The 23,348-nt window shown below is 73.5% G+C and carries 28 protein-coding genes; 12 read left to right on the plus strand and 16 right to left on the minus strand.

Features of this window, described 5'->3' with window-relative positions:
* Positions 1-37: 37 nt before the first annotated feature.
* Together J3P32_RS18610 and J3P32_RS16980 are read right to left on the minus strand one after the other, a co-directional pair.
* Positions 38-727 (minus strand): GAF and ANTAR domain-containing protein, encoded by a 690-nt coding sequence (locus tag J3P32_RS18610; protein ID WP_210441394.1) that lies wholly within the window; start codon positions 725-727, stop codon positions 38-40.
* 32 nt (positions 728-759) lie between these two features.
* The gene (locus tag J3P32_RS16980; RefSeq protein ID WP_210441396.1) at positions 760-2,343 is read right to left on the minus strand and encodes an alpha/beta hydrolase fold domain-containing protein; all 1,584 of its coding nucleotides are present in this window, start codon (positions 2,341-2,343) and stop codon (positions 760-762) included.
* A 170-nt stretch (positions 2,344-2,513) separates the two neighbouring features.
* Here J3P32_RS16980 and J3P32_RS16985 point away from each other — a divergent pair, with 170 nt between their 5' ends.
* Positions 2,514-3,134: a pyridoxamine 5'-phosphate oxidase family protein gene (locus J3P32_RS16985; protein WP_210441398.1), complete on the plus strand. Its 621-nt coding sequence runs from the start codon at positions 2,514-2,516 to the stop codon at positions 3,132-3,134.
* Positions 3,135-3,218: 84 nt separating this feature from the next.
* Here J3P32_RS16985 and J3P32_RS16990 read toward each other — a convergent pair whose 3' ends face one another.
* The 5 genes from J3P32_RS16990 to aztB all read right to left on the minus strand — a co-directional run bounded on the left by J3P32_RS16990 (position 3,219) and on the right by aztB (position 8,887).
* Positions 3,219-4,394 (minus strand): YibE/F family protein, encoded by a 1,176-nt coding sequence (locus J3P32_RS16990; RefSeq protein WP_210441400.1) that lies wholly within the window; start codon positions 4,392-4,394, stop codon positions 3,219-3,221.
* Between the two features lie 140 nt (positions 4,395-4,534).
* A complete protein-coding gene (gene aztD, locus J3P32_RS16995; RefSeq protein ID WP_210441402.1) occupies positions 4,535-5,770 on the minus strand; it encodes a zinc metallochaperone AztD in 1,236 nt (411 codons plus the stop codon).
* A gap of 26 nt (positions 5,771-5,796) precedes the next feature.
* Entirely contained in the window at positions 5,797-6,717 is a 921-nt protein-coding gene (gene aztC / locus J3P32_RS17000) for a zinc ABC transporter substrate-binding protein AztC (RefSeq protein WP_210441403.1), read from the minus strand.
* Positions 6,714-7,991 (minus strand): ABC transporter, encoded by a 1,278-nt coding sequence (locus J3P32_RS17005; protein ID WP_210441405.1) that lies wholly within the window; start codon positions 7,989-7,991, stop codon positions 6,714-6,716. Before J3P32_RS17005 ends, aztC begins: the two co-directional genes overlap by 4 nt.
* On the minus strand, positions 7,988-8,887 hold the full coding sequence (gene aztB, locus J3P32_RS17010; protein ID WP_210441407.1) for a zinc ABC transporter permease AztB: 900 nt from the start codon (positions 8,885-8,887) through the stop codon (positions 7,988-7,990). The genes J3P32_RS17005 and aztB overlap by 4 nt, the downstream gene beginning before the upstream one ends.
* Before the next feature lie 53 nt (positions 8,888-8,940).
* On the opposite strand from aztB, the gene aztA reads away from it, so the two are divergent.
* From aztA to J3P32_RS17030, 4 genes are all read left to right on the plus strand, one after another.
* Positions 8,941-9,573: a zinc ABC transporter ATP-binding protein AztA gene (gene aztA, locus J3P32_RS17015; protein ID WP_210441409.1), complete on the plus strand. Its 633-nt coding sequence runs from the start codon at positions 8,941-8,943 to the stop codon at positions 9,571-9,573.
* Positions 9,570-10,091 carry a GNAT family N-acetyltransferase gene (locus J3P32_RS17020; RefSeq protein WP_210441410.1) on the plus strand — a complete coding sequence of 174 codons (522 nt, stop codon included), beginning with the start codon at positions 9,570-9,572 and terminating at the stop codon, positions 10,089-10,091. Before aztA ends, J3P32_RS17020 begins: the two co-directional genes overlap by 4 nt.
* 55 nt (positions 10,092-10,146) lie before the next feature.
* Entirely contained in the window at positions 10,147-10,563 is a 417-nt protein-coding gene (locus tag J3P32_RS17025; protein ID WP_210441412.1) for a Fur family transcriptional regulator, read from the plus strand.
* A 133-nt stretch (positions 10,564-10,696) separates the two neighbouring features.
* The gene (locus tag J3P32_RS17030) at positions 10,697-11,347 is read left to right on the plus strand and encodes an STAS domain-containing protein (protein ID WP_210441413.1); all 651 of its coding nucleotides are present in this window, start codon (positions 10,697-10,699) and stop codon (positions 11,345-11,347) included.
* A gap of 48 nt (positions 11,348-11,395) precedes the next feature.
* On the opposite strand, the gene J3P32_RS17035 is transcribed toward J3P32_RS17030, so the two are convergent.
* Entirely contained in the window at positions 11,396-11,800 is a 405-nt protein-coding gene (locus tag J3P32_RS17035; protein WP_210441414.1) for a ChaB family protein, read from the minus strand.
* A gap of 130 nt (positions 11,801-11,930) precedes the next feature.
* Between J3P32_RS17035 and J3P32_RS17040 the strand changes: the two genes are divergently transcribed.
* The 3 genes from J3P32_RS17040 (at position 11,931) to J3P32_RS18320 (ending at position 14,160) form a co-directional block, all read left to right on the plus strand.
* Complete coding sequence (locus J3P32_RS17040) at positions 11,931-12,203, plus strand: ferritin-like domain-containing protein (protein WP_210441415.1); 273 nt, start codon at positions 11,931-11,933, stop codon at positions 12,201-12,203.
* A 527-nt stretch (positions 12,204-12,730) separates the two neighbouring features.
* The gene (locus J3P32_RS17045; protein ID WP_210441416.1) at positions 12,731-13,564 is read left to right on the plus strand and encodes a SigB/SigF/SigG family RNA polymerase sigma factor; all 834 of its coding nucleotides are present in this window, start codon (positions 12,731-12,733) and stop codon (positions 13,562-13,564) included.
* Between the two features lie 302 nt (positions 13,565-13,866).
* Positions 13,867-14,160 (plus strand): helix-turn-helix domain-containing protein, encoded by a 294-nt coding sequence (locus J3P32_RS18320; protein ID WP_210441417.1) that lies wholly within the window; start codon positions 13,867-13,869, stop codon positions 14,158-14,160.
* Positions 14,161-14,268: 108 nt separating this feature from the next.
* Here J3P32_RS18320 and J3P32_RS17055 read toward each other — a convergent pair whose 3' ends face one another.
* Positions 14,269-14,871, minus strand: a complete 603-nt coding sequence (locus J3P32_RS17055; RefSeq protein WP_210441418.1) for a ClpP family protease — start codon at positions 14,869-14,871, stop codon at positions 14,269-14,271.
* On the minus strand, positions 14,868-15,482 hold the full coding sequence (locus J3P32_RS17060) for a ClpP family protease (protein WP_210441420.1): 615 nt from the start codon (positions 15,480-15,482) through the stop codon (positions 14,868-14,870). The genes J3P32_RS17055 and J3P32_RS17060 overlap by 4 nt, the downstream gene beginning before the upstream one ends.
* 116 nt (positions 15,483-15,598) lie before the next feature.
* On the opposite strand from J3P32_RS17060, the gene J3P32_RS17065 reads away from it, so the two are divergent.
* The gene (locus tag J3P32_RS17065) at positions 15,599-16,300 is read left to right on the plus strand and encodes a GAF and ANTAR domain-containing protein (RefSeq protein ID WP_210441423.1); all 702 of its coding nucleotides are present in this window, start codon (positions 15,599-15,601) and stop codon (positions 16,298-16,300) included.
* A 12-nt stretch (positions 16,301-16,312) separates the two neighbouring features.
* Here J3P32_RS17065 and J3P32_RS17070 read toward each other — a convergent pair whose 3' ends face one another.
* Positions 16,313-17,098: a GAF and ANTAR domain-containing protein gene (locus J3P32_RS17070; RefSeq protein ID WP_210441425.1), complete on the minus strand. Its 786-nt coding sequence runs from the start codon at positions 17,096-17,098 to the stop codon at positions 16,313-16,315.
* A gap of 164 nt (positions 17,099-17,262) precedes the next feature.
* On the minus strand, positions 17,263-17,475 hold the full coding sequence (locus tag J3P32_RS17075; RefSeq protein ID WP_210441673.1) for a hypothetical protein: 213 nt from the start codon (positions 17,473-17,475) through the stop codon (positions 17,263-17,265).
* Positions 17,476-17,694: 219 nt separating this feature from the next.
* On the opposite strand from J3P32_RS17075, the gene J3P32_RS17080 reads away from it, so the two are divergent.
* Entirely contained in the window at positions 17,695-19,158 is a 1,464-nt protein-coding gene (locus J3P32_RS17080; protein WP_307861746.1) for a protein adenylyltransferase SelO, read from the plus strand.
* A gap of 4 nt (positions 19,159-19,162) precedes the next feature.
* Here the strand turns inward: J3P32_RS17080 and J3P32_RS17085 are convergent, their stop codons facing one another.
* From J3P32_RS17085 to J3P32_RS17095, 3 genes are all read right to left on the minus strand, one after another.
* Entirely contained in the window at positions 19,163-19,429 is a 267-nt protein-coding gene (locus tag J3P32_RS17085) for a DUF3253 domain-containing protein (protein ID WP_307807899.1), read from the minus strand.
* Entirely contained in the window at positions 19,426-20,979 is a 1,554-nt protein-coding gene (locus tag J3P32_RS17090; protein ID WP_210441427.1) for a CYTH and CHAD domain-containing protein, read from the minus strand. Before J3P32_RS17090 ends, J3P32_RS17085 begins: the two co-directional genes overlap by 4 nt.
* 68 nt (positions 20,980-21,047) lie before the next feature.
* Positions 21,048-21,371: a putative quinol monooxygenase gene (locus tag J3P32_RS17095; protein WP_210441428.1), complete on the minus strand. Its 324-nt coding sequence runs from the start codon at positions 21,369-21,371 to the stop codon at positions 21,048-21,050.
* A gap of 124 nt (positions 21,372-21,495) precedes the next feature.
* Here J3P32_RS17095 and J3P32_RS17100 point away from each other — a divergent pair, with 124 nt between their 5' ends.
* Positions 21,496-22,479, plus strand: coding sequence for a 5'-3' exonuclease (locus tag J3P32_RS17100; protein WP_210441429.1), 984 nt, complete (start codon positions 21,496-21,498; stop codon positions 22,477-22,479).
* Here J3P32_RS17100 and J3P32_RS17105 read toward each other — a convergent pair.
* Positions 22,471-22,773, minus strand: a complete 303-nt coding sequence (locus tag J3P32_RS17105) for a MerR family transcriptional regulator (RefSeq protein WP_307807900.1) — start codon at positions 22,771-22,773, stop codon at positions 22,471-22,473. The two genes, J3P32_RS17100 and J3P32_RS17105, sit on opposite strands and share 9 nt — an antisense overlap.
* A gap of 132 nt (positions 22,774-22,905) precedes the next feature.
* Here J3P32_RS17105 and J3P32_RS17110 point away from each other — a divergent pair, with 132 nt between their 5' ends.
* Positions 22,906-23,343: an Hsp20/alpha crystallin family protein gene (locus J3P32_RS17110; protein WP_282594235.1), complete on the plus strand. Its 438-nt coding sequence runs from the start codon at positions 22,906-22,908 to the stop codon at positions 23,341-23,343.
* The last annotated feature ends 5 nt before the right edge of the window (positions 23,344-23,348 follow it).

Consider the following 23,348-nt stretch of genomic DNA (forward strand, 5'->3'; position numbering starts at 1 on the left):
CGCTCGCGACCGGGCCAGCAGGGCTGCGCCGGCCCGGTCACCCGCGGGATCCGTCTCCCGCGCCCGCCTCGAGGAGGCGCTCGGCGACGAGGCGGAGCTTGAGGTTCTCGTTGTTGGAGAGCCGGGTGAGGAAGCCGAAGGCGCGGGCCTCGTCGACGGAGTAGCGCTCCATCACCACGCCGACGGCCTGCCCGATGACCTGGCGGCTCCTGACGGCCTCCTGCAGCTGGTCGATCTGGCGGGCGTAGTCCAGTGCCATCGCCGACTGGTGGGCGAACAGGAGGGACAGCGCACCGAGGTCCTCGAAGGCGCCGACCCGGGACGAGTACAGGTTGAGGGCACCGTTGGAGCCGTCGGCGTCGAACAGCCGGATGCCGGCCTGGGCCCGGATGCCGGCCCGCAGGGCGACCGGGGCGTAGCGGGGGAAGCGCTCATCGGCGGCCAGGTTCGGCGCGGTGATGTGCACGGTGTCGACCGCGGCCTCGTAGCAGGGCCCCTCCTGCAGCTCGTACTGGGCCGCGTCGACGTCGCACAGCAGCTCGTCGGTCGGGGCCACGGTCTCGAGGCGACCATCCGCGTGCTTGACGGTGAGGCTGCTCCACTGGACGTCCGGGAGGACCTCGACCGCCGCCGCGGTGATGTTGGACAGGGTGGCGTCGAGGTCACCGGGCCGCAGGGCGGCGGCGAGCTGGCGCGAGGCCTCCACGAGGCGGTCCTGGTCGGTCACCGCCCCAGCGTAGGCCCTCGCGGTCGCGGGACCTATCTCGTCGTCGCGCCGTCCGGCTCGCCCGCGCCGACGCCGAACGCACGCCGCAGGTGTCGAGCGGCCTCCTGCTGCGCCTCCTCGGCCTTGGTGAGGACGGCTGCAGCCCCGAAGAACTCGTGCATCACACCGTCGTAGTGGCGCAGCGTCGTGTCGACGCCGGCCTCCTCGAGCCGGCGCGCCCAGTCCTGGCCCTGGCTGCGCAGCACGTCACGCTCGGCCGTGATCACCAGGGTCGGCGGCAACGCCGCCAGGCGCTCGGCAGGCACACCGAGCAGGTCAACCCGCGGGTCGGACGCCGCGTCGGGCCGGCCCTCGAAGGCGTGCATCGCCATCCAGGACAGCAGGGGGCGGTTCAGCGGACGCGCGTCGGCGGCGTCCTGCATCGACTCGCCGTGCTGCTCCGGGGTCACGAGCGGGTACACGCACACCTGCGCGACCGGCACCGTCTCGCCGACCTCGGCGAGCTGCAGGCACGTGGCGGCCGCCATGTTGCCGCCGACGGACTCACCGCCGATCGCCACCCGAGTCGGGTCGCCCCCGAACGAGGCGGCGTTCTGGAGCACCCAGCGGTACGCCGTCAGCACGTCGTCGTGCGCCGCCGGGAAGGTCGCCTCGGGCGCGCGCCGGTAGTCCGGCGAGACCACGATCGCCCCGGTCTTGTTGGCCAGGCCGCGGCAGGAGGCGTCGTAGGTGTCGAGGTCGAACAGGACCCAGCCGCCGCCGTGGATCCACATCAGCACGGGACGGGGTCCGGTGCCGAAGCCTTCGGGGGTGTAGACCCGCAGGGTCTGCTCGCCACCGGCGGCGTCGGGGATGCGGAGGTCCTCCACGGACGCCACCGGCTCGGGACCCTCGAGGCCGCGCTCGGCCATCACCTTCTTGACCGCGGCGTCGGGGCCGGGCTGCTTGCGGGCCTGGTCGGGCTCGAGGATCTCGAACGGCAGCGGCCCGAAGGACGAGTGGGCGTCCACGATGGCCTGCGCCTCCGGGTCGAGGGTGCCCGACGGGTCCGTGCCCATCTCCTTCTGCTTGCCCGAGAGCATGTCGCGCACGTGGTCCAGCGGCTTGGCGAGCATCCCGGCGATCCTCTCCGCGATGCCCTCGTCGGGTGCGGCGGGGTGGGGGCGCGTCGGGGCCTGGCGCTTCGCCGCCAGGAACTCCTTGCCGAGCTGGGCCATCCGCTCACCGCCGGCCTTCGCGCGGAACTCCGGCAGCTCCTCATCCTCCTCGTCGTGCACGTGGTGACGCACCACGGAGATCAGCTGGGTGAGGGCGTCCTCGAACTCGTCCTCGCCGGGGTCGGTGCGGCCGAGCACGACCAGGAGCTCCTTGATCTGCTGGTGCTCGTGCTCGGCGTCGTCGTGCTCGTCCTCCATGCCGAGCTCCGGCCAGATCGGGTAGAGCACGGTCTCCTCGGCGAAGGCGTGCAGGGCGAGCTCGAAGCTCACCTGGTCCACCAGCACGCGACGGTTGCCGCGGCCGGCCTCGAGGTGCTGGAACTGGCGCTCGACCACGGCGTGGTCGTCGGCGATCAGGTGGTCGATGTCGCCGGGCTGGGTGGGGTAGGACAGTGCCACAGGAGCCTCCGTGTGATCGGTTGCCTGATGAGTACCCGCTCGGCCACGCCTCATCCCGCCCGGGCGCGCCTCGTCCCGCCCGGGCGTGCCTCGTCCCGCGCGGCGCCCGGGCCGTCGCCGCCGGCCGCAGGCTGCCGCAGGCGGGACGGCGACCCGCCTAGACTGCGCGGGTGGAGATCACGACGGTCGAGCAGCTCGTCGCCATCGTCGGCGAGCCCGGCCAACGGGCCCGGACCAAGGAACGATCCCGGCTGACCGACATCGACCGCGCCTGGTTGAGCGCGTCGCCCTTTTGCGTGCTGGCGACGGCGGACGCGGACGGACGTTGCGACGCCAGCCCCAAGGGCGACCCGGCCGGCAGCCTGGCGCACGTGGTGGACGACCGGACGATCGCGATCGCCGAACGCCCCGGCAACAGGCGCGTGGACGGCTACCGCAACGTCCTCGCCAACCCCTACGTCGGCCTCGACTTCGTGGTCCCGGGCCGCACCGACACCCTGCGCGTGAACGGCCGGGCACGTCTCGTGGACGACGCGCCGTGGTTCGACGACCTGGCCGTGCGCGGACGCAGGCCGATCCTCGCGCTGGTCGTCGACGTCGAGACCGTCTTCTTCCACTGCGGGAAGGCGTTCCTGCGCTCGCAGCTGTGGGACCCCGACACGTGGGCGCCCGAGGCCGTGGTCCCGCGCCGCGCGGTGATCGCGCACGAGCTCGAGCCGGTGGCCGGCCAGACGCTCGAGGACCTCGACGACTACTACCGTCCCGACAACTACGACAAGAGCCTCTACTGACCCTGCTCGTGGCCCGGTCGGCCCGCGGGGCGTGCTCCCCGCGCAGCTGCCATCGACACGGATGGTCGTCCTGGTGGACCCGGGTCATCGACGACCGGGCGGTCGCGCCCCGCGCGTGGCGACGAGCGCGGCCAGCCCCGTGGTCACCGGGACGGCGGCGACCAGCCCGACCGTCGCGACGGCGCTCCGCACGATCTCCTGCGCGATCACCTGGTCGGTCAGCACGCGACCGAGCGAGTCGTCGGCGGCGACGACCAGGATGAGCAGCGGCAGCGACGACCCGGCGTACGCGAGGATCACGGTGTTGACCACCGAGGCGATGTGCGACCGGCCCACCCGGCTCGCCGAGCGGTAGGCCTGGAGCGCGGTCAGTCGCGGGTTCGCGCGGACCAGCTCCGTGACCGTGACCGACTGGGTCACCGTGACGTCGTCGAGCACACCGAGCGAGCCGATCACGATGCCGGCCAGCAGCAGGCCTTGCGTGTTCACGCCCTGGGCCGCCCCGACGGAGGCGGACAGGTCGTCGGTGACGCCCGTCAGGTGCAGGCCGGCGATGGCCAGGGCCGACAGGACCCCGGTGAGGACGAGGCTGACCAGCGTGCCGAGCACGGCCACGGACGTCTCGGTCGCCAGGCCGTGCGTCAGGTAGAGCACGGTGAGCATGATCGCGGCCGACCCGACGATCGCGACGAGCACCGGTGACTCCCCCGCCAGGATCGCCGGCACCACGAAGAGCAGCAGCACGGCGAACGTGACGGCGAGACCCGCGAGCGCGGTGACCCCGCGCCAGCGCCCGAAGGCGATCAGCGCGAGGACGAAGGCGGCGGCGACCACCCAGAGCCCCGAGGCCCGCTGGTGGTCCACGACGGAGAACGACTCGCCGTCGGGCGTCGTGCTGGCGATGAGCACGACGTCGTCACCGACGGCCACCTCGGGTGCGCCGGTGCCGTTGGGCAGCGGTGCCTCGATCGCGGCGTCGTCCCCCGCGGCGCCGTCGAGCCGCACGACGGCGGTGCCGCACCCGTTCACGTCGTCCGGCAGCTGCTCGGCACAGGTCACGCGTACGACGTCGACGATCGTGCCGCCGACCTCCTGGGCCGACTCCCCGGCGCTCGTGGGCGTGGTCGAGGGCCACAGCAGGACCAGGGCGACCAGGGTGAGCAGACCGAGCGGCGCGACCACCGCCAGGGCGAGACGGCGCGAGCGGCGCGGCGCGGGATCGGCGCGCCGACGGCCCTGTGCCCCCATCGACAGCGCCACCTCATCCATCTCGGGTCGAGCCGGGTCCTCGACGCGCCGGCCGCTGCCGATCGTACCGACCCCGCGACACCGCCCGGAGCCGGGAACGACGGCGCCCCTGCCGCCGGGCAGGGGCGCCGTCGCACGGTCGGAGCGGCCGGTCAGCCGACGGCCACCGCCATCTCGTTGGGCTCGGCCGACATCGTCGGCGAGGTGGCCGTCACCTCGCCGGTGACGAGGTCGACGGCGTGCACCTGGCGGTTGGCCGGGTCCGCCACGTAGGCGGTGTCACCGTCGACGCTCAGGGCCGGGTGCGGGTTCTGCCAGTCCTCCGGGCCCTCCCACGGCTCGACGACCGGGTAGGAGTCGCCGAGCTCGCCGGTGGCGGGGTCCAGCACGTGGATGGCCCCGTCGGTGCCGAGGAGGTAGGCCATGTCGTCCGGGCCGCGGACGATGCCGCGCCACGTGTACTCGACGCCGTCGGGCAGCGACACCGGCTCGAGCGTCCCGGCCTCGGTGTCGATGAGGGCGACGGAGTCGAGCAGGTAGCCCTCGGCGTCGGGGTCGGTGTTGTAGTCCCCCACGACCAGCGGGCTGGTCTCCGAGACGTAGGCGTTCCCCATGCGGCCGAACTCGTCGGGCGCCTGCAGCTTCTCGAAGGCCCCGTCGCGGTAGAGCAGCGCGCCGTCCTCGCAGCCGAACACGACGGCCTCGCCCGCCGCGGTGCCCTCCCCGTGGATGGCCGGGCACTCCTCGGAGGAGGCTACCTCGGTCCACTCCTCGCCGTCGCGCCGGAGGGCGACGGCGCCGCTGCGGGACTCCTCGTCACCGACGGTCGTGACCAGCGTGCCGTCCTCGAGGACGATGGAGACCCCGTGGTGCGCCTCCGGTGCCTGCCAGGTGATGGTCTCCGGCAGCTCGCCCGGCGAGTCCGCCAGGGCGTCGGACTCGAAGACGGTCGTCTGCCCGGTGCCGTCGTCGAAGAGCACCGTCCGGTCGGCGTGACGTACGACGTGACCGGCGGCGTCGGCCTCGAAGACGCGGTCGGTGAGGTCCGGCGCGACCGCGTCCAGGACCTGGAAGCCGGCACTGGTGGTGAGCAGCAGGTGCTGGCCGTCGCCCACGGCGTTCAGCCGGGTGAACTCCTCGGTCGCGAACTCCTCGACGACCTCCAGGCTCTCGCCGTCGAGCACGGCGACGCCGTCCTGGTAGGTGACTGCGAGGCGAGGACCCTCCGCCGGGGCGCTCTCGCTCGACTGGTCGCTCGGCTCCTCGGCGCTGCTCGCCGCCTCCTCCTCGGACCCGCAGGCCCCCAGTAGGAGGGTGGTGGCAGCGGCCGCCGCGGCCGCCCGGAGTGCGGTGCCGCGGCCTCGGCGCTGGGCCGGTGATCGAAGCATGGTGCTTCCTCTCTGTCGTGGGCTCCTCATCGGAGCCCGTTGGTGATCCGTTCGGTGTTGGCGCGCTGCATGTCGAGGTAGGTCGGCGCGCCACCGTCCTGCTCGGTGAGCGACTCGGTGAAGAGCTCCTCGACCTCGACGTCCACGCCGGCCTCGTCGGCGAGCACCTGCACGAGCCGGTGTGGTTGCGAGGACTCCGCGAAGATCGTCCGCACGCCGGACTCCTCGATCGCCGACGCGAGGCCGTCGAGGTCGGAGGCGCTCGGCGAGGCGAGGGTGGTGCCGCCGGGGACGACGGCACCGACGAGCCGGAAGTCGAAGCGTTCGGCCAGGTAGCCGAAGACGTGGTGGTTGGTGACCAGCGCCCGGTGCGGGTCGGGGATGGAGGCGAACGACTCGCTCATCTCCTCGTCGAGCGCCTCGAGCTCCGCCCGGTAGTCGGCGGCCTGGGACCGGAGGGCCGCCTCGTCGATGCCGTCGATCCCGGCGAGGGCCGGCTCGAGGGCGTCGACGACGTCGATCATCCGCGCGGGGTCGGTCCAGAAGTGCGGGTCCGGGGCGCCGTCACCGGCCTGCTCGGAGTAGGTGAGGACGTCGATGTGCTCCCCCGCGACGAAGGTGTCCACGCCGGCGTCCTCGACCCGGTCGAGGTGCTGCTGGAGACCCTCCTCCAGGGCCAGCCCGTTGGACACGACCAGGTCCGCCTCGCGCAGCTGCGCGGCCTCCCGCGCGGAGATCTCGAACGAGTGCGGGTCGGCGTTCGGCCGCATCAGCGTGGTGACCCGTGCGGTGTCGCCGACCAGCCGGGACGTGACGTCGCCGAGGATGTTGGTGGTGACGATGACGTGCGGTCCGTCGTCCCCGCCCTCGGCGCAGGCGGCGAGCGTCGCGGCAGCGAGCAGCACTGCCGGGACGACCGCACGACGGAGGGGACGGCGTGCGCTCATCGACCCACCTCCGCGAAGAAGCGGGCGGCGGTCGGGGGGACGAGCTCGCGGGCGACGCGGGCACCGTCGGCGTAGTCGATCTCGAGCACGCGGCCGCCCTCCGGGTCGTTGAGGTAGGCGCGCTGGTCGTCCACGACGAGCAGCGGCACCGGGTGGCGGGCGCCGGCGGGCGCAGCGACCAGCGGCCGCGTGATGGCCACCTGCTCCCCCGACCCGGCGAGGTACACCCGGACCCGCCCGGCCCGGTCGAGGGCGACCACGTGCCCCTCCTCGTCGTCGGAGGCGACGACCTGCAGCAGGCCGCCGTCGGTCCGGACGAGGTCCCAGCGCCGCTCCCTCGTGTCGAGCAGCCAGAAGCCGACGCGCCCGGCGAGGGCGGCGACGGTCGGGCGCCCCTCGCGGGCCCGGAAGTCGGTGGCGGGCGGGGCGCTGACACCTTGTGGGTACGGGATGCGCTCGGGCACCCACTCGTCGCCGTCCTCGACGAGGAGGAGAGCGCCGTCGGCACAGTTGATCGCGAGCCCGACCGCCGTGCTGATGCTGCCGCGTGCGTCGAGGCACCGCTCGTGCGAGCCGTCGACCGCCGTGCCGTCGGCCGCGACGCGGCGCACGGCCCGTACCCGGCCGGAGCGGTCCGGCACGGTCACCACGGCACCGTCGCCCAGGGGTGCCACCAGTCCCTCGCGCCCGCCGAGGTCGAGTCGGAAGCGCTCCTCCACCCGGCCGGCGTCGAGTGCCGCGTTGTCCAGCAGGACCGCCTCCCCGGACTCCGGGAAGAACATCCCGGTGCTGCCTGCGGTGGACACGCGTCCGTGGGCGACGACCGGCACGCCGCGTCCCGGCACGGCGCCGACGAGCTCGGGCGCGGAGCGGTAGTAGTGGAAGTGGTCGCCGTGGTCCCAGGTCCACATGCCGCTGTCCACGACCTCGACGCCTCCGGACGTCGCGGCGAACACGTAGCGACCGTCGGTCCACGCGGCCACCGGAGGTTCGATCGTCCCGACGACGGTCGCGGTCTCGTCGACGAGGTCGAGGAGACCGACCCCTCCCGCCGCGTCCAGCGTCAGCAGGTGGAGCGGCGGCTCCGCGACCTCCTCGGCCCCGTCGACCGCACCGTGGTCGTCGCCCGAGGAGTCGTCGGAGCCGGGGCCCGACGTCGAGGACGGCTGGGCGCCGGCCGCGTCCCGGCCGGCCTCCGGGGGGTCGCTCGGGGAGCACGCGGTGCCCAGGAGCAGCACCGCGGCGAGACAGGGGGCGAGGGGACGGCGGTTCACGCGGTTCCTTTCGAGGGCGTCGCGACGGCTGGGGCCGGGTCGACGGGCTGCTGGTGGGAGTGGTCGGCCGAGCGCGCCCGCGCGAGGTCGACCACGCCTCGCAGCGCGGCGGAGAGCGCGGCGAGGAGGATGGCGGCGCAGGCGATGGACGCGCCGGCGGCGGTGGCGGCGTGCCACGACACCAGCAGTCCGACCACGACCGAGAGGCAGCCGAGGGCAGCGGCGAGGGTCATGGTCGTGGGGATCCGGCGGGTCCAGCGGTTCGCCGCGACCACGGGGCCGAGGAGCAGGCCGATGACCAGCAGCGTGCCGACGGCCTGGTAGGAGGCGACGACCGCGATGGTGACGAGCGCGACCAGGGCCACCTGCGCCAGCCCGGGGCGCAGCCCGAGGGTCTGCGCGACGCGCGGGTCGAAGGCCGCGACCACGAACGAGCGGTGGAACCCGGCGGCGATGGCGGCGGTCAGGAGCAGCGCCACCACCAGGACGACGACGTCGGCGTCCTCCATCGCCAGGACGTCGCCGAACAGCAGGGCGGTCGCGTCGGTGGCGAAGCTCCTCGAGTGCGACACGATGATCACGCCGAGCGAGAGCATCCCGACGAACAGCAGCCCGATGGCGGTGTCGTACGACACTCGACCCCGGCGCTGCAGCGCCCCGATCGCGGCGCTCATGGCGGTCGCGCTGACCACGCCGCCGAGCAGGACCGGAGCTCCGACCACCGTGGCCAGGGCGACCCCCGGCAGCATGCCGTGGCCGACCGCCTCGCCGAGGAACGCCATCCCGCGGATGACGACCCAGGTGCCGGCGATGCCGCAGATGACGGACACGAGCGCGCCGCCGAGCAGCGCGCGCAGCATGAACTCGGTGCCGAAGGGTTCGGTGAGGAGGGACATCGACATCACCGTAGACAATATTGAGAATGATTACCAATCGCTATGCTGTGCCCATGCCCTCCCCGACGCTCGACGCGATCCGTGCCCACGACCTCTGCTACGCCCACGACGGGCGCGACGTGCTCCACGGCGTCTCGGTGGCGCTGCGGCGTGGCACGGTCACGGCGGTCGCTGGGCCGAACGGCGCCGGGAAGTCGACCCTGGTCGAGCTCCTGGCCGGAGTCCGCCCGCCGCGGCGAGGCGTCGTCCGGCGTGACGGCACGCTCGCGCTCGTCGTGCAGCGCCCGGCCGCTCCCGACACCTTGCCGGTGACGGTGCACGACGTGGTGTCCATGGGCACCTGGGCGCGGCGCGGCCGCGGCTCACACCGCTCTGTCACGCCGGGCGCGGTGGACGAGGCGATCGACCGGGTCGGCCTCTCCGGCCTCGAGGAGCGCCCGCTGGCGACCCTGTCCGGCGGGCAGCGACAGCGCGCCCTGCTCGCGCAGGGACTGGTGCAGCGAGCCGACATCCTGCTGCTCGACGAGCCGGCCGCCGGCCTGGACCGCTCCAGCCGCGACCGGACCCGCGAGCTCCTCGCCGAGGAGGCCGCGCGGGGCGCGGCCGTCGCGTGCGTCACCCACGACGACGCGAGCATCCGGGCGGCCGACCGGGTCCTCCGGCTCGACGACGGGCGCCTCGCGTGACCCAGCCATCCGTCCGTCATGTCCAGCCCGGCGACGTGCCGGCCCTGACGGCCATCCGGGCGCACTACGTCCTCCACACGCACTCCACCTTCGACGTCGTTCCCCCGACCGAGGACGAGGTCCGGGCCTGGACCGAGCGCTTCTCCGAGGACACCGCTCACCAGCTCCTGGTGGCCGTGGAGGCGGGTGACGTCATCGGCTACGCCGCCACCCTGCGCTACCGGCCGCGACCGGCGTTCGACGCCACCGTGGAGATGTCGGTCTACCTCGACCCCGAGCGACGCGCCCGCGGCGCGGGATCCGCGCTCTACCAGGAGCTCCTGGCCCGGTCGGCGCGACACGGCACGCGCACGTTCCTCGCCGGCGTCGCCCTGCCGAACGAGGCGTTGGTCGCCTTCCACCGCAAGCACGGCTTCCGCGAGGTCGGCACGTTCGTCGACCACGCCCGGAAGTGGGACCGCGACATCAGCTCGACATGGTTCCAGCGCCGCGCGTCGGCACCGGACGAACGCGCCTGAGCGGCACCCACCGGCGCTTGGCCCTCCTCCGCCACCGTCCCGGTAGGTTGGAGGGATGCCGACCGAGACCACCCCCCGCGCCTTCGGCGAGAAGGGTCGCCGGGACACCCGTCAGCGGCGGGCGTTGCGCGAGCACCTCGCTGCGTCCGATTCGTTCAGCAGCGCGCAGCAGCTCTACGACGACCTGCGCGCCTCGGGCGACCGCGTCGGCCTGGCCACGGTCTACCGCACCCTCCAGGCGATGGCCGAGGCGGGCGAGGTGGACACGCTGCGCACCGGCGACGGGGAGGTCCTGTTCCGCAAGTGCGGTCCCCGCCACCACCACCACCTCGTCTGCCGCAGCTGCGGCCTGACCGTGGAGATCGACGGCCCCAGCGTCGAGCGCTGGGCGTCCCAGGCGGCCGACGACAACGGGTTCACCGACGTCACGCACGTGGTCGAGCTGTTCGGGCTCTGCCCGTCCTGCAGCTGACGACTGGCCCCGGCACGGCCTGCCCGACCGGTCCGGCTCGCGACGGAGAGCATGACGTGCGTCACGCCCGGGCGTAGCCTTGGCGGAGACGGTCGAGCACACGGCCGCCCTTCCTCCGAGCGAAGGGCTGCGCATGTCCGACGTGCGACCCGTCCTCACGTTCACCGTCCGACCTCCGCGCGCGCTGGTGCGCATGGCCGGCGCGCTCGACCTCGACCACCGTGACCACCTCAACGACGTGCTCACGTGCCTGCGGCTGCGCGGGTGCGTCGTGGTGGAGCTCGACGCGCACCAGGTCGACGTCATCGACGCCGGCTGCCTCGACGTGCTGCGCGACGAGGCCCGGGCACTGGTCCAGCGGGGCGGGGAGCTGCGTCTCGTCGCGGCCTCGGCGGCCTTCCTCGAGACCGCGCGGCTGGCCGGGTACGACGACGTCCCTGGGTTCTCGTCCGGGCCGGCACTGCCGGACGGGCGCGCCCGCGGGGCGCCTCGGCGTAGAACGAGCGGGGATCGCACGACGGGCGGCGGGTACTGCCGCGGCATGGAGATCCAGACGATCGGTGGCGAGCCGGACCCGCACGCGGCGCAGGCCGCCCAGCAGGCGGTGGACGCCACCGCGACGGCGTACACGAGGTCTCCGGACATCGACGTGGAGCAGGAGCTGCTCGCACAGCTGCGCGACCGCGGCCTCGCGCCCAGCGACACCACGCTGCAGGAGCTCGCGACGGCGATCCGCTCCGGCCACCGGGTGCAGGTGGACCGGCGCGACGGCCCCGTCGGCTGAGCCCGCCCGCCGCGGTCGGTGCGTGACCGGCCACGGTCGGGCGCGACCTCAGCTCCGGCTCTTCCGCGTCTCCCGACGGTTCGCCTTCTTGATCGCCTCGACCAGCTCGTCCTTCGTCATGCGCGAGCGGCCGGTGACGTCGAGCTCCCGGGCCAGGTCCATGAGGTGGGCCTTCGTGGCGTTCGCGTCGACCCCCTCCGACGTCTTCCCGCCCTTGCGCGCCGCCGCGCCGGACTTCGCGGCCTGCTTGTCGGAGGGGCCCTTCTCGTCCTTGGCCTCCCAGTGGTCGCCCACCTTCTCGAACGAGTGCTTGAGGGCGGCGAACGCGGTGCGGTGGGCGCGCTCGCCCTCGCCGTACTCCTCCACCGCCGAGTCGTGTGCCTCGATCCAGGTGCGCTGCGCCTTCTTCGGCGAGCGCTCCAGCGTCGACGGCAGCTCCTGCTTGCCGGGCATGGGTCACCTCCGGTGTGCGATCAACGGGTGAACGGGCGTGCGTCATCAGGTACCCGTTCCGGGCCTGAGTCATCCAGCAGCGACGGGGTACCGAGTCCGGACCACCACTTCCGACAGGAAAGGAACGGCCATGGCCACAGGAGAGACCGGATTCGACGACGTCACCTACGACCTGGTGTCCGTGCAGTACCACTCGCTCAAGGCCGGGCACGACTACGGCCAGTACGTCCGGGACGCCGAGAACGCGGGGCGCGACGACATCGCCCAGTTCTTCCGGGACGTGATGGAGGAGGACACCCGCAGGGCGCACCGCTGCCACGAGCTGCTCCGCGACCTCGGCGGGACGGACAACACCAGCCCCCAGGGCGACACCAGCGGAGGCAGCGACCCCAACGCCTCCTGACCGCACGGAGGCTGCCGCACGCACCGCTCCCCCGGCGGGCGGTGCGTGAGGCAGGTTTCGCCGTACTGGAACCTGCCTCACTCACCGCTCCCCCGCCCGCCGGTGCGTGAGGCAGCTTTCGCCGTCCTGGAACCTGCGTGACTCACCGCTCCCCCGCCGAGCGGTGCGTGAGGCAGCTTTCGCCGTTTTCGAACCTGCCTCACTCACCGCTCTCCCGCCGAGCGGTGCGTGAGGCAGGTTTCGCCGTCCTGGAACCTGCGTCACTCACCGCTCCCCCGCAGCGCCGGTGCGTGAGGCAGGTTTCGCCGTCCTGAAACCTGCCTCACTCACCGCTCCCCCGCAGCGCCGGTGCGTGAGGCAGGTTTCGCCGTCCTGAAACCTGTCCCACTCACCGCCGGCGCAGCGGTCTGTCCACGGTTTGTCCATGCTTTTCGTTTTTCGGCTGTTCGCGGCACCCTCCGGGCGTACATGGTTTGTCCACGCTTACATCGAGCGGCGACACGTTCGACCGAACCTGAGGAGAAGCCGTGGCCACCACCGTTGCCCCCCTGCGCACTGCGCAGGCCCCCGCACGATCCGCGCACCCTGTGTCGGCCGAGCGCAGGGAGCGGGCGCGACGTACGGACGTCGTCACCGCCGGGCTGCGCGAGCGCACCACCGCAGCCGAGCGCAGCACCCTGGTCCACGAGCTCATCGAGGCCAACATTGCGATGGCACGCACGATGGCGGCCCGCTACCGCAACCGCGGCATCGACCTCGACGACCTCGAGCAGGTCGCGCTGGTCGGCCTCACCAAGGCCGCGCAGCGCTTCGACGCCGCAGCGGGGCACGACTTCCTGTCGTACGCCGTGCCGACGATCCGCGGCGAGCTGCGCCGCCACTTCCGCGACTCGGGGTGGATGATCCGCGTGCCGCGACGGGTGCAGGAGCTGCAGGTGCGCCTCGGGACGGCGCAGGACGAGCTGCACGCGCAGCTGGGCCGCTCACCCCGGCCCAGCGAGCTGGCGGCGCACCTGGACGTCGAGCTGGACGAGGTGGTGGAGGCCCTGTCCGCCGACGGCTGCTTCCGGCCGACCTCGATCGACAGCCACGCCGGAGAGGGACAGGGGACGCTCGCTGACCTCCTCGGCTGGGAGGACCGGGGGATCGCCTCGCTCGAGGCGCGCCTCGTGCTTGACACGGCAATCAGCCGGCTCTCGGAGCGCGAGCGCCGGATCCTGCAGTGGCGCTTCATCGACGAGCGGACCCAGCAGGAGATCGCCGACCGCGTGGGGCTCACCCAGGCGCAGGTGTCCCGGATCCTCACTCGCATCCTGGCGCGGCTGCGCGCCGACCTGACCGAGCCGGTCCCGGCTGCCTGACGCCGGTCGGGCCCGCCGCCGTCGGCCCGACGCGATGGTGCCCCGGGGCCCGATGGACGATCCCGGCGGCCGCCGGCACCCGCGCCCCGCGCGGCCGGCGGCGACGAGCGGTGCTGCTCGCGTCGGCGTGAACTGGCGGAACGTGGGTACGGGTGCGGCAGGACGTCTGGCAATCGCGAGTGCCTGACGCCCCAGGCCCGGGCGCTCAAGACACGGGCGTCCGGGCCGCCCCTCGCCTGGCGCCGTTCCGCCCTGAGCGGAACCGCTGGAGGGGGACGAGGGACGGCCGCTAGGTTCGGCGCATGGGCGAGATCCTGCGGTTGCCGGCACAGCAGACCCGGACGGCGGCGCCCGAGCCCCTGTGGCGCGAGCTCGTCGGTCGCGAGCTGCACCGCGAACGGACCCGCCGCGAGGAGCGGCTGGTCGACGTGGCCGAGCGTGCCGGGGTGTCGGTGCAGTACCTCTCCGAGGTCGAGCGCGGTCTCAAGGACCCGTCGTCGGAGATGCTGCAGGCGATCGCCGGGGCTCTCGACCTGGACGTCCGCGAGCTGGCCGGTCGCGCCAGTCGCCCCGACGCGCTCTGCCTCGCCGCCTGACCCACGGCACCGGCCCACCACGGCAACCGGCCCACCAGGGCACCTGGCCACCACGGCACCCGGCCCAACCACGGCAACCGGCCGCCGGCGGCGCCCGTCGCGAGCGGCTCAGCCGAGGGCCGACGCCTGCTCGGTGAGGACCGTGTCGACGATGCCGTAGTCCACCGCGGCCACGCCGGGCAGCACGAGCGTGCGGTCGGTGTCCTGCCGGATCTGCTCGGCCGTCCTGCCGGTGTGCTGCGCGAGCACCTCCTCGAGCAGCAGGCGCACCCGCGCCACCTCCTCGGCCTCGAGGATGAGGTCGGGCACGGTCCCGCGACCCTGCGTCGCCGGCTGGTGCAGCACCACCCGGCCGTGCGGCAGGATCGCCCGCCTCCCGGGGGCACCGCCCGCGAGCAGCACGGCCGCGGTCCACGCCGCCTGGCCCACGCACACCGTCTCGACCGGCGGCCGGACGAACTGCATGGCGTCGTAGACAGCCAGCATCGCAGTGATCGAGCCGCCGGGCGAGTTGATGTAGAGGCTGATGGGCCGGTCTGCGTTCTCGGAGGCGAGGTGCAGCACCTGCGCGATCACCGCGTTGGCCACGCCGTCGTCGATCTCGGTGCCGAGGTAGACGATCCGCTCGGACAGCAGCCGCGAGTACAGGTCGAGGGTGCGCTCGCCCCGCGGCGTCTGCTGGACGACGTACGGGATGGTGTAGCCGCTCATCGCACACCTCCGAGCCCCGCCGGGCGCCGGCGGGCCGGCGTCACGTGGTCGACGGTGCTGATCACCCGGTCGACGAAGCCGTAGGCCTCGGCCTCGCGCGCGCTGAACCAGCGGTCGCGCCGCGAGTCGCGCTCGACGGTCTCCCGGCTCTGGCCGGTGTGCCGGCTGATGAGCCCCAGCACCGTGTCGCGGGTGTGTCGCAGGTCGGCGGCCTGGATCTCGATGTCGACCGCCGTGCCGCCGATGCCCGCGGAGCCCTGGTGGAGCAGGACGCGGGCGTGCGGCAGGGCGTACCTCTTGCCGGGCGTGCCGGCGGACAGCAGGAACTGGCCCGCGCTGGCCGCCATGCCCATGGCGAGGGTGCTGACGTCGTTCGGGATGAGGGTCATGACGTCGTGGATGGCGAGCATCGAGGAGACGGACCCGCCCGGGGAGTTGATCCAGAGGCTGATGTCCGCCTCCGGGTCCTCGGCGGAGAGCAGCAGGAGCTGGTGCATGAGGCGGTTGCCGTTCCCCTCGCCCAGCTCCTCCCCCAGGACGATGATCCGCTGGTGCATCAGGCGCCGGACGAGCTCGTCCTCGATGCGCTCGGACGTGGTGGTGATGGTCATGGCTCCACCCTGGCCCGGCAACGGCTCCCGCCACAGGGAGATCCGCTCCGGGCGGATCCGCCGCGGGCAGAACGCGCCGGACCGCATGGCGGCGACGGGACCGGGTACGTCGCCGTGTGGAACCCATCCCGGAGACGCTGGAGGCGCTCGACGAGCTGCGGCTCGATCCCGACGACGAGGACCTCGCCGAACGGCTCACCGCGACCGCGGACCGGGCACGCGAGGTGGCTCCCGGCCTGGTCGGGGTGAGCATCGCCGCCCGCGACGCCGGCGTCACCTTCACCCTGGTGGCCACCGACGAGGAGATCGCGACCCTCGACGCCGTGCAGTACGTCGACAGCGGTCCGTGCGTCGAGGCCATCGACCTCGACCGGGGCATCTCGACCTCACCCGAGGGCCTGCTCAGCGAGGAGAGGTGGCAGGACTTCGCCCGCGCCAGTGCCGCTGCGGGCGTGCACAGCACCCTGACGCTTCCCGTCGTCCGGGACGACGAGGTGGTCGCGACGGTCAACCTCTACGGCGGGGCGCCGGACACCTTCGAGGACCGGCACGAGGAGCTGGCCGACGTCTTCGCCGCGTGGGCGCCGGGCGCGGTGACCAACGCCGACCTGTCCTTCTCGACGCGCGCCGCCGCCGAGGAGGCGCCCGAGCGGCTCGAGGAGTCGTTGGTCCTCGACCAGGCGACCGGCATCATCGCCGAGCAGCGCGGGATCACACCCGAGGAGGCACGCGAGCAGCTGGAGGACGCGGCGCGCCGAGCGGGGATCCGCGTCTCGGTGCTCGCCCACGTCGTCGTCGGGCTGCACCTCGACGACTGAGGGCGCGGGTCGTCACATGGTGACGGCGACGGCCCCGGAGGACGGGCCTCCGGCGCCGGCCGGCGCCGCGATGGCGATGTCGGAGGCCGCCTCGTCGTCCCGTCGCTTGGCCACGAGGGGCAGCTGGCGCGTCCGGACGATCTCGCTGGCGACGTCGACCAGCTTGCGGTTGGCGTTCGACGAGACCCGGCGCAGGTAGTCGAAGGACTGGTCCTCGGTCATGTCCAGGCGCTCCATCAAGATGCCCTGGGCCCGCCCGATCATCGTCCGGTTCTGCAGGGCCATGCCCAGCTGGTCGATCTCCCGACCGGCCGACATGATCACCGAGAGGTGGCCCGCGACCGCCTGTCCGACGGCGAGGTCGTCGGCGTCGAAGCCGTCGGTGGAGCGGGCGTACAGGCTCAGCGCGCCATAGGAGACCCGGTCGGTGTAGACGAGCAACGACATCATCGACCGGACGCCTAGGTCGCGGTGCACGCGCGGGGCCCACTGGGGCCACCGGCGCTCGCTCATGAGGTCGGTGCTGATGAGCGTGTCCTGGTCGCGCAGGACGTCGAGGCACGGCCCCTCGCCGAGCTGGTACTGCAGGTCGTTGGCGCGGCGCACGACGTCGTCGCTGCCGACCTTGGTGACCACCCCGACCCGGGAGTTGATCGTGATGCCGGCGTGGTCGCAGCGGTTGACCAGCGTGACCGCGCTGTCGACCCCGATCTGCAGCCGGGCCGCCTCGTCCGGCGCGGCGGCCAGCGCCTGCGCAAGCTGGGTGAACCCGCTCACCAGCTCTCGTGCGTCGCCCATGTCCCCTGCTCCTCCACCACGTGTCCGCTCGCGCCTCGCCGGTGTCTCGACAGGGTCGCGGGCCACCCTACCGGTCCGCGCGCAGGGCCGGGCTCTGCGGCGGGGCGGGAAGGGTCAGGCATGCGGTCCGACCGGCACGCCGGTCGCGCACGGCACGTCTACGATCACAAGCGGGCGAGGAGTCGAGCCACCTCGCGCCTCACGGCGCCGGCGACGGCGACGGCCGAAGCCGCCCGCTGCGGCTCGGCGGCCTGCAGCTCGCGACGCAGCTCCGCCGGGCTGGGACGCCGCCCGTGGACGCGGATGAAGTGGTGAACGGCGCAGTGCTCGTCGGGAGTCAGGCCGGGGACGACGTGAACGGGTTCTGCTCGGCGCATGACGGCGCCTTCCACGCGGAGATGGCGACGCCGCTGCTCGACGTCTCGGCCTCGGTACCCCGTCCGCGCCGCTTCACACGCAGACCGCACGCAGGCCCGCCGGGCGTGGTGACCGACGGTGCACGGGCCCCCTCGGCGCCGCCGTGCAGGGCGACCCGCGGCAGCGCCACGGCGCCGCTCGGCCGGGCGCTCTCACCGTCGCGACGTATCGTCGAAGGAGTGACGCCGACGACGCCGACCACCCTCACCCTCGACGACCGATTCGCGCGGGAGCTCCCCGAGCTCGCGCTGCCGTGGCGCGCGGACGAGGTGCCCGACCCGCGGCTGCTGGTCCTCAACGACTCCCTGGCCGACGACCTCGGCCTCGATCCCGACTGGCTGCGCGGCACGGAGGGCGTCGGACTGCTGACCGGCACCCGGCTGCCCGAGGGGACGACCCCGGTCGCGCAGGCCTACGCCGGCCACCAGTTCGGCGGGTACTCCCCCCGGCTCGGCGATGGGCGCGCCCTGCTGCTCGGCGAGCTCGTCGACCGGTCGGGCAGGCCGCGCGACCTGCACCTCAAGGGCTCCGGCCGGACGCCGTTCTCGCGCGGCGGCGACGGACTGGCGGCCGTGGGCCCCATGCTGCGCGAGTACGTCGTCAGCGAGGCCATGCACGCCCTCGGCATCCCCACCACCCGGTCGCTGGCCGTCGTCGCCACCGGGCGGCAGGTGTACCGGGAGGAGGTCCTGCCCGGCGCCGTGCTGGCGAGGGTCGCCAGCAGCCACCTGCGCGTGGGCAGCTTCCAGTACGCCCGCTCCACCGGGGACACCGACCTGCTCCGCCGGCTCGCCGACCACGCCATCGCCCGGCACCACCCGGCCGCGGCCGAGGCCGACCACCCCCACCTCGCGCTCTTCGAGGCGGTCGTCGCGGCCCAGGCCTCCCTCGTCGCCTCCTGGATGCTCGTGGGCTTCGTGCACGGCGTGATGAACACCGACAACACGACGATCAGCGGCGAGACCATCGACTACGGTCCGTGTGCCTTCATGGAGGCGTTCGACCCGGCGACGGTCTACAGCTCCATCGACACCGGCGGCCGCTACGCGTACGGCAACCAGCCGCTCGTGGCGGAGTGGAACCTGGCCCGCTTCGCCGAGGCGCTGCTGCCGCTCCTCGCCGAGGAGGAGGACGAGGCGGTGGCCCTGGCCAGCGAGTCCCTGGGCGCCTTCCGCACGCAGTACTCCGCCGCCTGGTCGCGGGGCATGCGCGCCAAGCTGGGTCTCCCCGACGGCCTCGCCGACGACGTGGCCGCCGGGATCGTCGGCGACCTGGTCCAGCTGGCGCAGGACAACCACGTCGACCACACGACGTTCTTCCGCCACCTCGGAGCAGCCGCTCGCGGCGACGCCGAGCCGGCACGGGGACTCGTCCTCGACCTGGCCGGGTTCGACGCCTGGGCCGAGCGGTGGCTCGCGGTGGGCCCGGACGCCGAGGTGATGGACCGCGTGAACCCGGTCTACGTGCCGCGCAACCACCTCGTCGAGGAGAGCCTCGCGGCCGCCACCGCCGGCGACCTCGAGCCGCTGGAGCGGCTGCTCGACGTCCTGTCCGCGCCCTACGACGTACGCCCGGGCGCGGAGCGCTACGCCGAGCCGGCCCCCGAGTCCTTCGGTGCCTACACGACGTTCTGCGGCACCTGACCCCTCACCGCCGGCGGATCCGCACCGGCCCTCGCGCCGTGGCGAGGTCCACGACGTCGCCGCCCTGCGTGACGTCGACCTCGCCCCGGTCGACCAGCCGTGCCGCGGCGCGGCGGGCGGGCTCCATCAGCTCCCGCCACGAGTCCGCCTCCGCGACCGCGCGGGCGGCCTCGGACGGGCAGATGGTCGCCCCCGGCGCCCGTCGCGCGAGGAGGTCGAGGATCGCGGCCTCGAGCCGCTGGTCCACGTCGGTGACGTCCCGGTCGGTCACCGGCGTGCCAGCCTGCGTCGCACGCGCCGGACGGGCAGGTCGTCCCACTCCCGCCAGAAGTCGTCCTCGGCTCGCTGCGCCTCCGCGTCCTGGAGGGCGTGGAGGCGGCCGAAGGTGAACCCGTTCTCGCCGTCGAGGTGGGCCCGCACGCCCTGCTCGCGCAGGTACTCCCGGGCGACAGTGGCGTCCTGGTGCCTCCCGAGGGCGCGCTGCACCCGCTTCGCGCCGCGGGCCAGCCGCCGGGCCTTCTTGCCGAGGACGGGGACGGCCACCTCGGCTCCGTAGCGCAGGCGCTTGGCCTTCTTGCGCGCCTCGTGGAGCGACGCGGCCCGGGCGTGCGGCTCCTCGTCCGCGCCCACCTCCGCCACCGCCCGACGCAACCGCTTCGCGTCGCGCCCCACCAGGTCCGGGAGCCGCGACGCCGCCGGCTCGTCCCGATCCGCCACGAACGGAGGCGCCTCGGCGAAGGCGTCGAGCTCGTCGAGCAGGGCGAAGTACCGCTCGTCGTCCAGCGCGGCGACGGCGGCCGCGCGTGCCGTCCTCTCATTCGCCCGCAGGTCCGTCCGGATCCTGGCCGCGACCGGACCCAGAACGAGCTCGGCCGGCTGCTCCGCGACCTGGTCGGCCAGGCGCCTGCCCAGAACCTCCGCGTCGCGGGCCCCGGCCAGGACCTGCCCGAGCCAGCGGAGCTCGCCGACGAGGCGGTCCGAGCGGTCGCGCTCGAGCAGCGGCGTGAAGGTCTGGAGCGCCGAGCGGATCCGCCGGGCTGCGACGCGCATCCCGTGGACCGTGTCGGCCTCGTCGGCGCGGAGCCGGCGGTCGTGGTCGTGCAGGTGCGAGGCGAGGTCGAGCAGCCGCCCGACCAGCACCTGCTCGATGGTCGAGTCCCGGTGCACGACGACGCCTCGCGGGGGGTCCGGGGCCAGGTCGGCGAGCGCCCGCCGCAGCGTCGAGGCACCGGGAGACGCCTCCGCGCCGGCGTCGCGCAGGTGCGTCGCCACGAGGTCCAGGAGCGCCGGGCCGTCGTGGGGTCCTCCGGCGGCGAGCCCCACCTGCCACTCCCGCCAGCGCTGCTCCAGCCGGTCACCCACCAGCCGGACCGAGCTGACCTCGTCGTCGCACAGCACCCCGAGGAGGCCACCGGTCTCGTCGCTGATCGGGCGTCGCAGTCGCCGGGTCGTGACGGTCGCGATCGGGACGAGCGGCCGGTTCCGCACCCACGCACGCACGGGGGCCTGGACCGACTTCGGCACGGACTTCGGGACCGAGGCGCTCCTCGCGCCCAGCGGCCAGCGGAGGTCGGTGCGCACGTCGCTCGACACAGGCAGCCTCACGTGCCACCCGGCGTCCTCGTCACCGGTACGCCGGCGCAGCGTCACCCCGCGCCGCGCGAGCGCGAGGTCTGCGGTGTCGAAGTAGACCGCGTCGAGGGCGATCTCGCTCGCCTGGCCCATCACCAGTCCCGGAGCGGCGCCGGTGAGCGAGGGCAGGATCGCTCCGTTCGGCACCTCGAAGCTCCGCTCGACCTCCTCGGTCCGCTCAGCCGCCATGTCTCCCATGGTGCCCATGACCGGGACGCGACGCCCCACCCTCTTGGGTCGGTCGCCCCACCGGTGGCTCAGCCGACGCGGAGCTCGCCCAGCTCGTTCCAGCCGTCCTGGTCGACCTCGGTGCTGACGATGTCGGGGGTCCGGGCGAGGTAGCGCGGCAGCTCCGCCTGCGCGGCCCTGAAGTGGTCGGACCCGACGTGGGCCGCTCCGGCGTCGCCGTCGCGGAACGCCTCGACCAGGACGTACTCGTGCGGGTCGTCGAGGCTGCGCGACCAGTCGAACCACAGGCAGCCCTCCTCCGCACGCGTCGCCTCGGTGAAGGCACGGGAGATCTCCGGCCAGTCGTCGGCGTGCTCGGGCAGCACGGGGAACTTCGCGGTGATGAAGATCAACGTCTCTCCTCGGTGGTGGATGTGCCGGTGTCCGGGTCGGACGGTCCGAGCCTAGGGCCCGGGCGGTCGTCCGACGGGCTGGCTATCGTGGGCCCATGACCGGCCCGGCGCGCCTCGCCCCTCGATGACCCGCACCCGCCGGCTGCTGCTCGTCGTCGACGCCCCGTCGCTGCTGCACCGCAACCACCACGCCCGCTCGCACACCGGCCTGCGGGACCGCTCGGGGCGCCCCATCTGGGCGCTGCACGGGATGCTGCGGCAGATCCTCGAGTCGATCGACTCCTTCGCCCCCGACGCGGTGCTGTTCGGGCTCGACGACCGGACCTCGTCGATCCGTCGCGAGGCCTACCCGGCGTACAAGGCCGGTCGCGCGGAGAAGGACCCGCAACTCGTCGACCAGCTCGACCGCGCCGGCGCGCTCCTCGACGCGCTGGGCCTGGCGACGCTGACACCGACCGGGCTCGAGGCCGACGACGTCAACGCCTCGGGCGCCACCTGGGCCTCGGCCAACGGCTGGGACTGCGTGATCATCACCTCCGACCGCGACGCCTTCGCGCACATCAGCCGCCACACCCGGGTGCTGCGCCTCATCGACGGCGGCATCCACGGCTCGCCGATGCTCGACCCCGCCCGGCTGTTCACCATGTACGGCGTCCGTCCCTCCAACTACCTGGCCTTCGCCGCCCTGCGGGGCGACGCCAGCGACAACCTGCCCGGCGTGCAGGGCATCGGCGAGAAGACCGCGGCCATCCTGCTCGACGTCGCCGGCTCGATGGACGCCGTGTGGGCCGACGTCGACCACCAGGAGGGTCGCTCGCTCCTCGCCGCCCTCGACGACTGGTCGGCCGAGACGGGTGGCCGCCGCGTCGGCGCCACCGTCGTGCGCCGACTGCTGGCGCCGGGCGCCCGCGAGCGCTACGAGTTCAACGTGCAGATGATGGCCGGCCGCGACGACCTCGACCTCGGCCTGACCCCGGACGTCCCCGGGTCGCGCGGACTGCTCCCGCTGGACCTCGACCGCGTGACGCGGGTCGTCGGCTTCCTCGACAACGACTTCACCACCGACTTCGCGGTGCGGGTGCTGACCAGCGCGCCGGCGTCAGGCTGAGTCCCTGCTGTTGGGGTCCGCGAGCGCGTCGTCCAGCCGGGCCCGCAGCTCCTGCACCTCGTCCTCGAGCTCCAGCACGCGGGCGATGCCCGCCAGGTTCAGGCCGTCGGCCAGCAGGTCGCGGATCCTCTCGAGGCGGGCCACGTCGTCCGCGCTGTAGAGGCGCGTGCCGCCCGCTGTGCGGTCGGGCGTGAGCAGCCCGCGCCGTTCGTAGACCCGCAGGTTCTGGATCTCCATCGAGACCATCGAGGCCGCGACGGAGATGGCGTACACGCCGTGGTCGCTGGCTGTCACTCGCACCTCCTCCGACGAAATTCCCTAGCCGCTCGGCTTGATCTTGCCTCATCCATTGGCTATAAGAAACCTATAACAGCAACTACAGGTCGTGGACCAGAGGTCCACCCGGCAGAACCAGGAGGAGACGACATGCTGCTTCGCAACACCGACCCGTTCCGTGACCTCGACCGGCTCGCCCAGCAGCTCATGGGCACGACCAACCGTCCCGCGGTGATGCCGATGGACGCCTGGCGCGAGGGAGACCGCTTCGTCATCGAGTTCGACCTGCCGGGCGTCACCCCCGACAGCATCGACCTCGACGTCGAGCGCAACGTGCTGACCGTGCGTGCCGAGCGCGTCGCCCGCAACGGCGACTGGGAGGCATTGGCCGCCGAGCGGCCGAGGGGCGCGTTCAGCCGCCAGCTGGTGCTGGGCGACAACCTCGACCTCGAGCGCATCGACGCCTCCTACGAGCACGGTGTGCTGCGCCTGGTCGTCCCGGTCGCCGAGAGGGCCAAGCCCCGCAAGATCGAGATCACGCAGTCCGGTTCCAGCCGGACCGGGGACCACGCCGAGCTGACGGCCTGATCCCC

This window comes from Nocardioides xinjiangensis (genome assembly GCF_017916385.1).
Classification (GTDB): Bacteria; Actinomycetota; Actinomycetes; order Propionibacteriales; family Nocardioidaceae; genus Nocardioides; species Nocardioides xinjiangensis.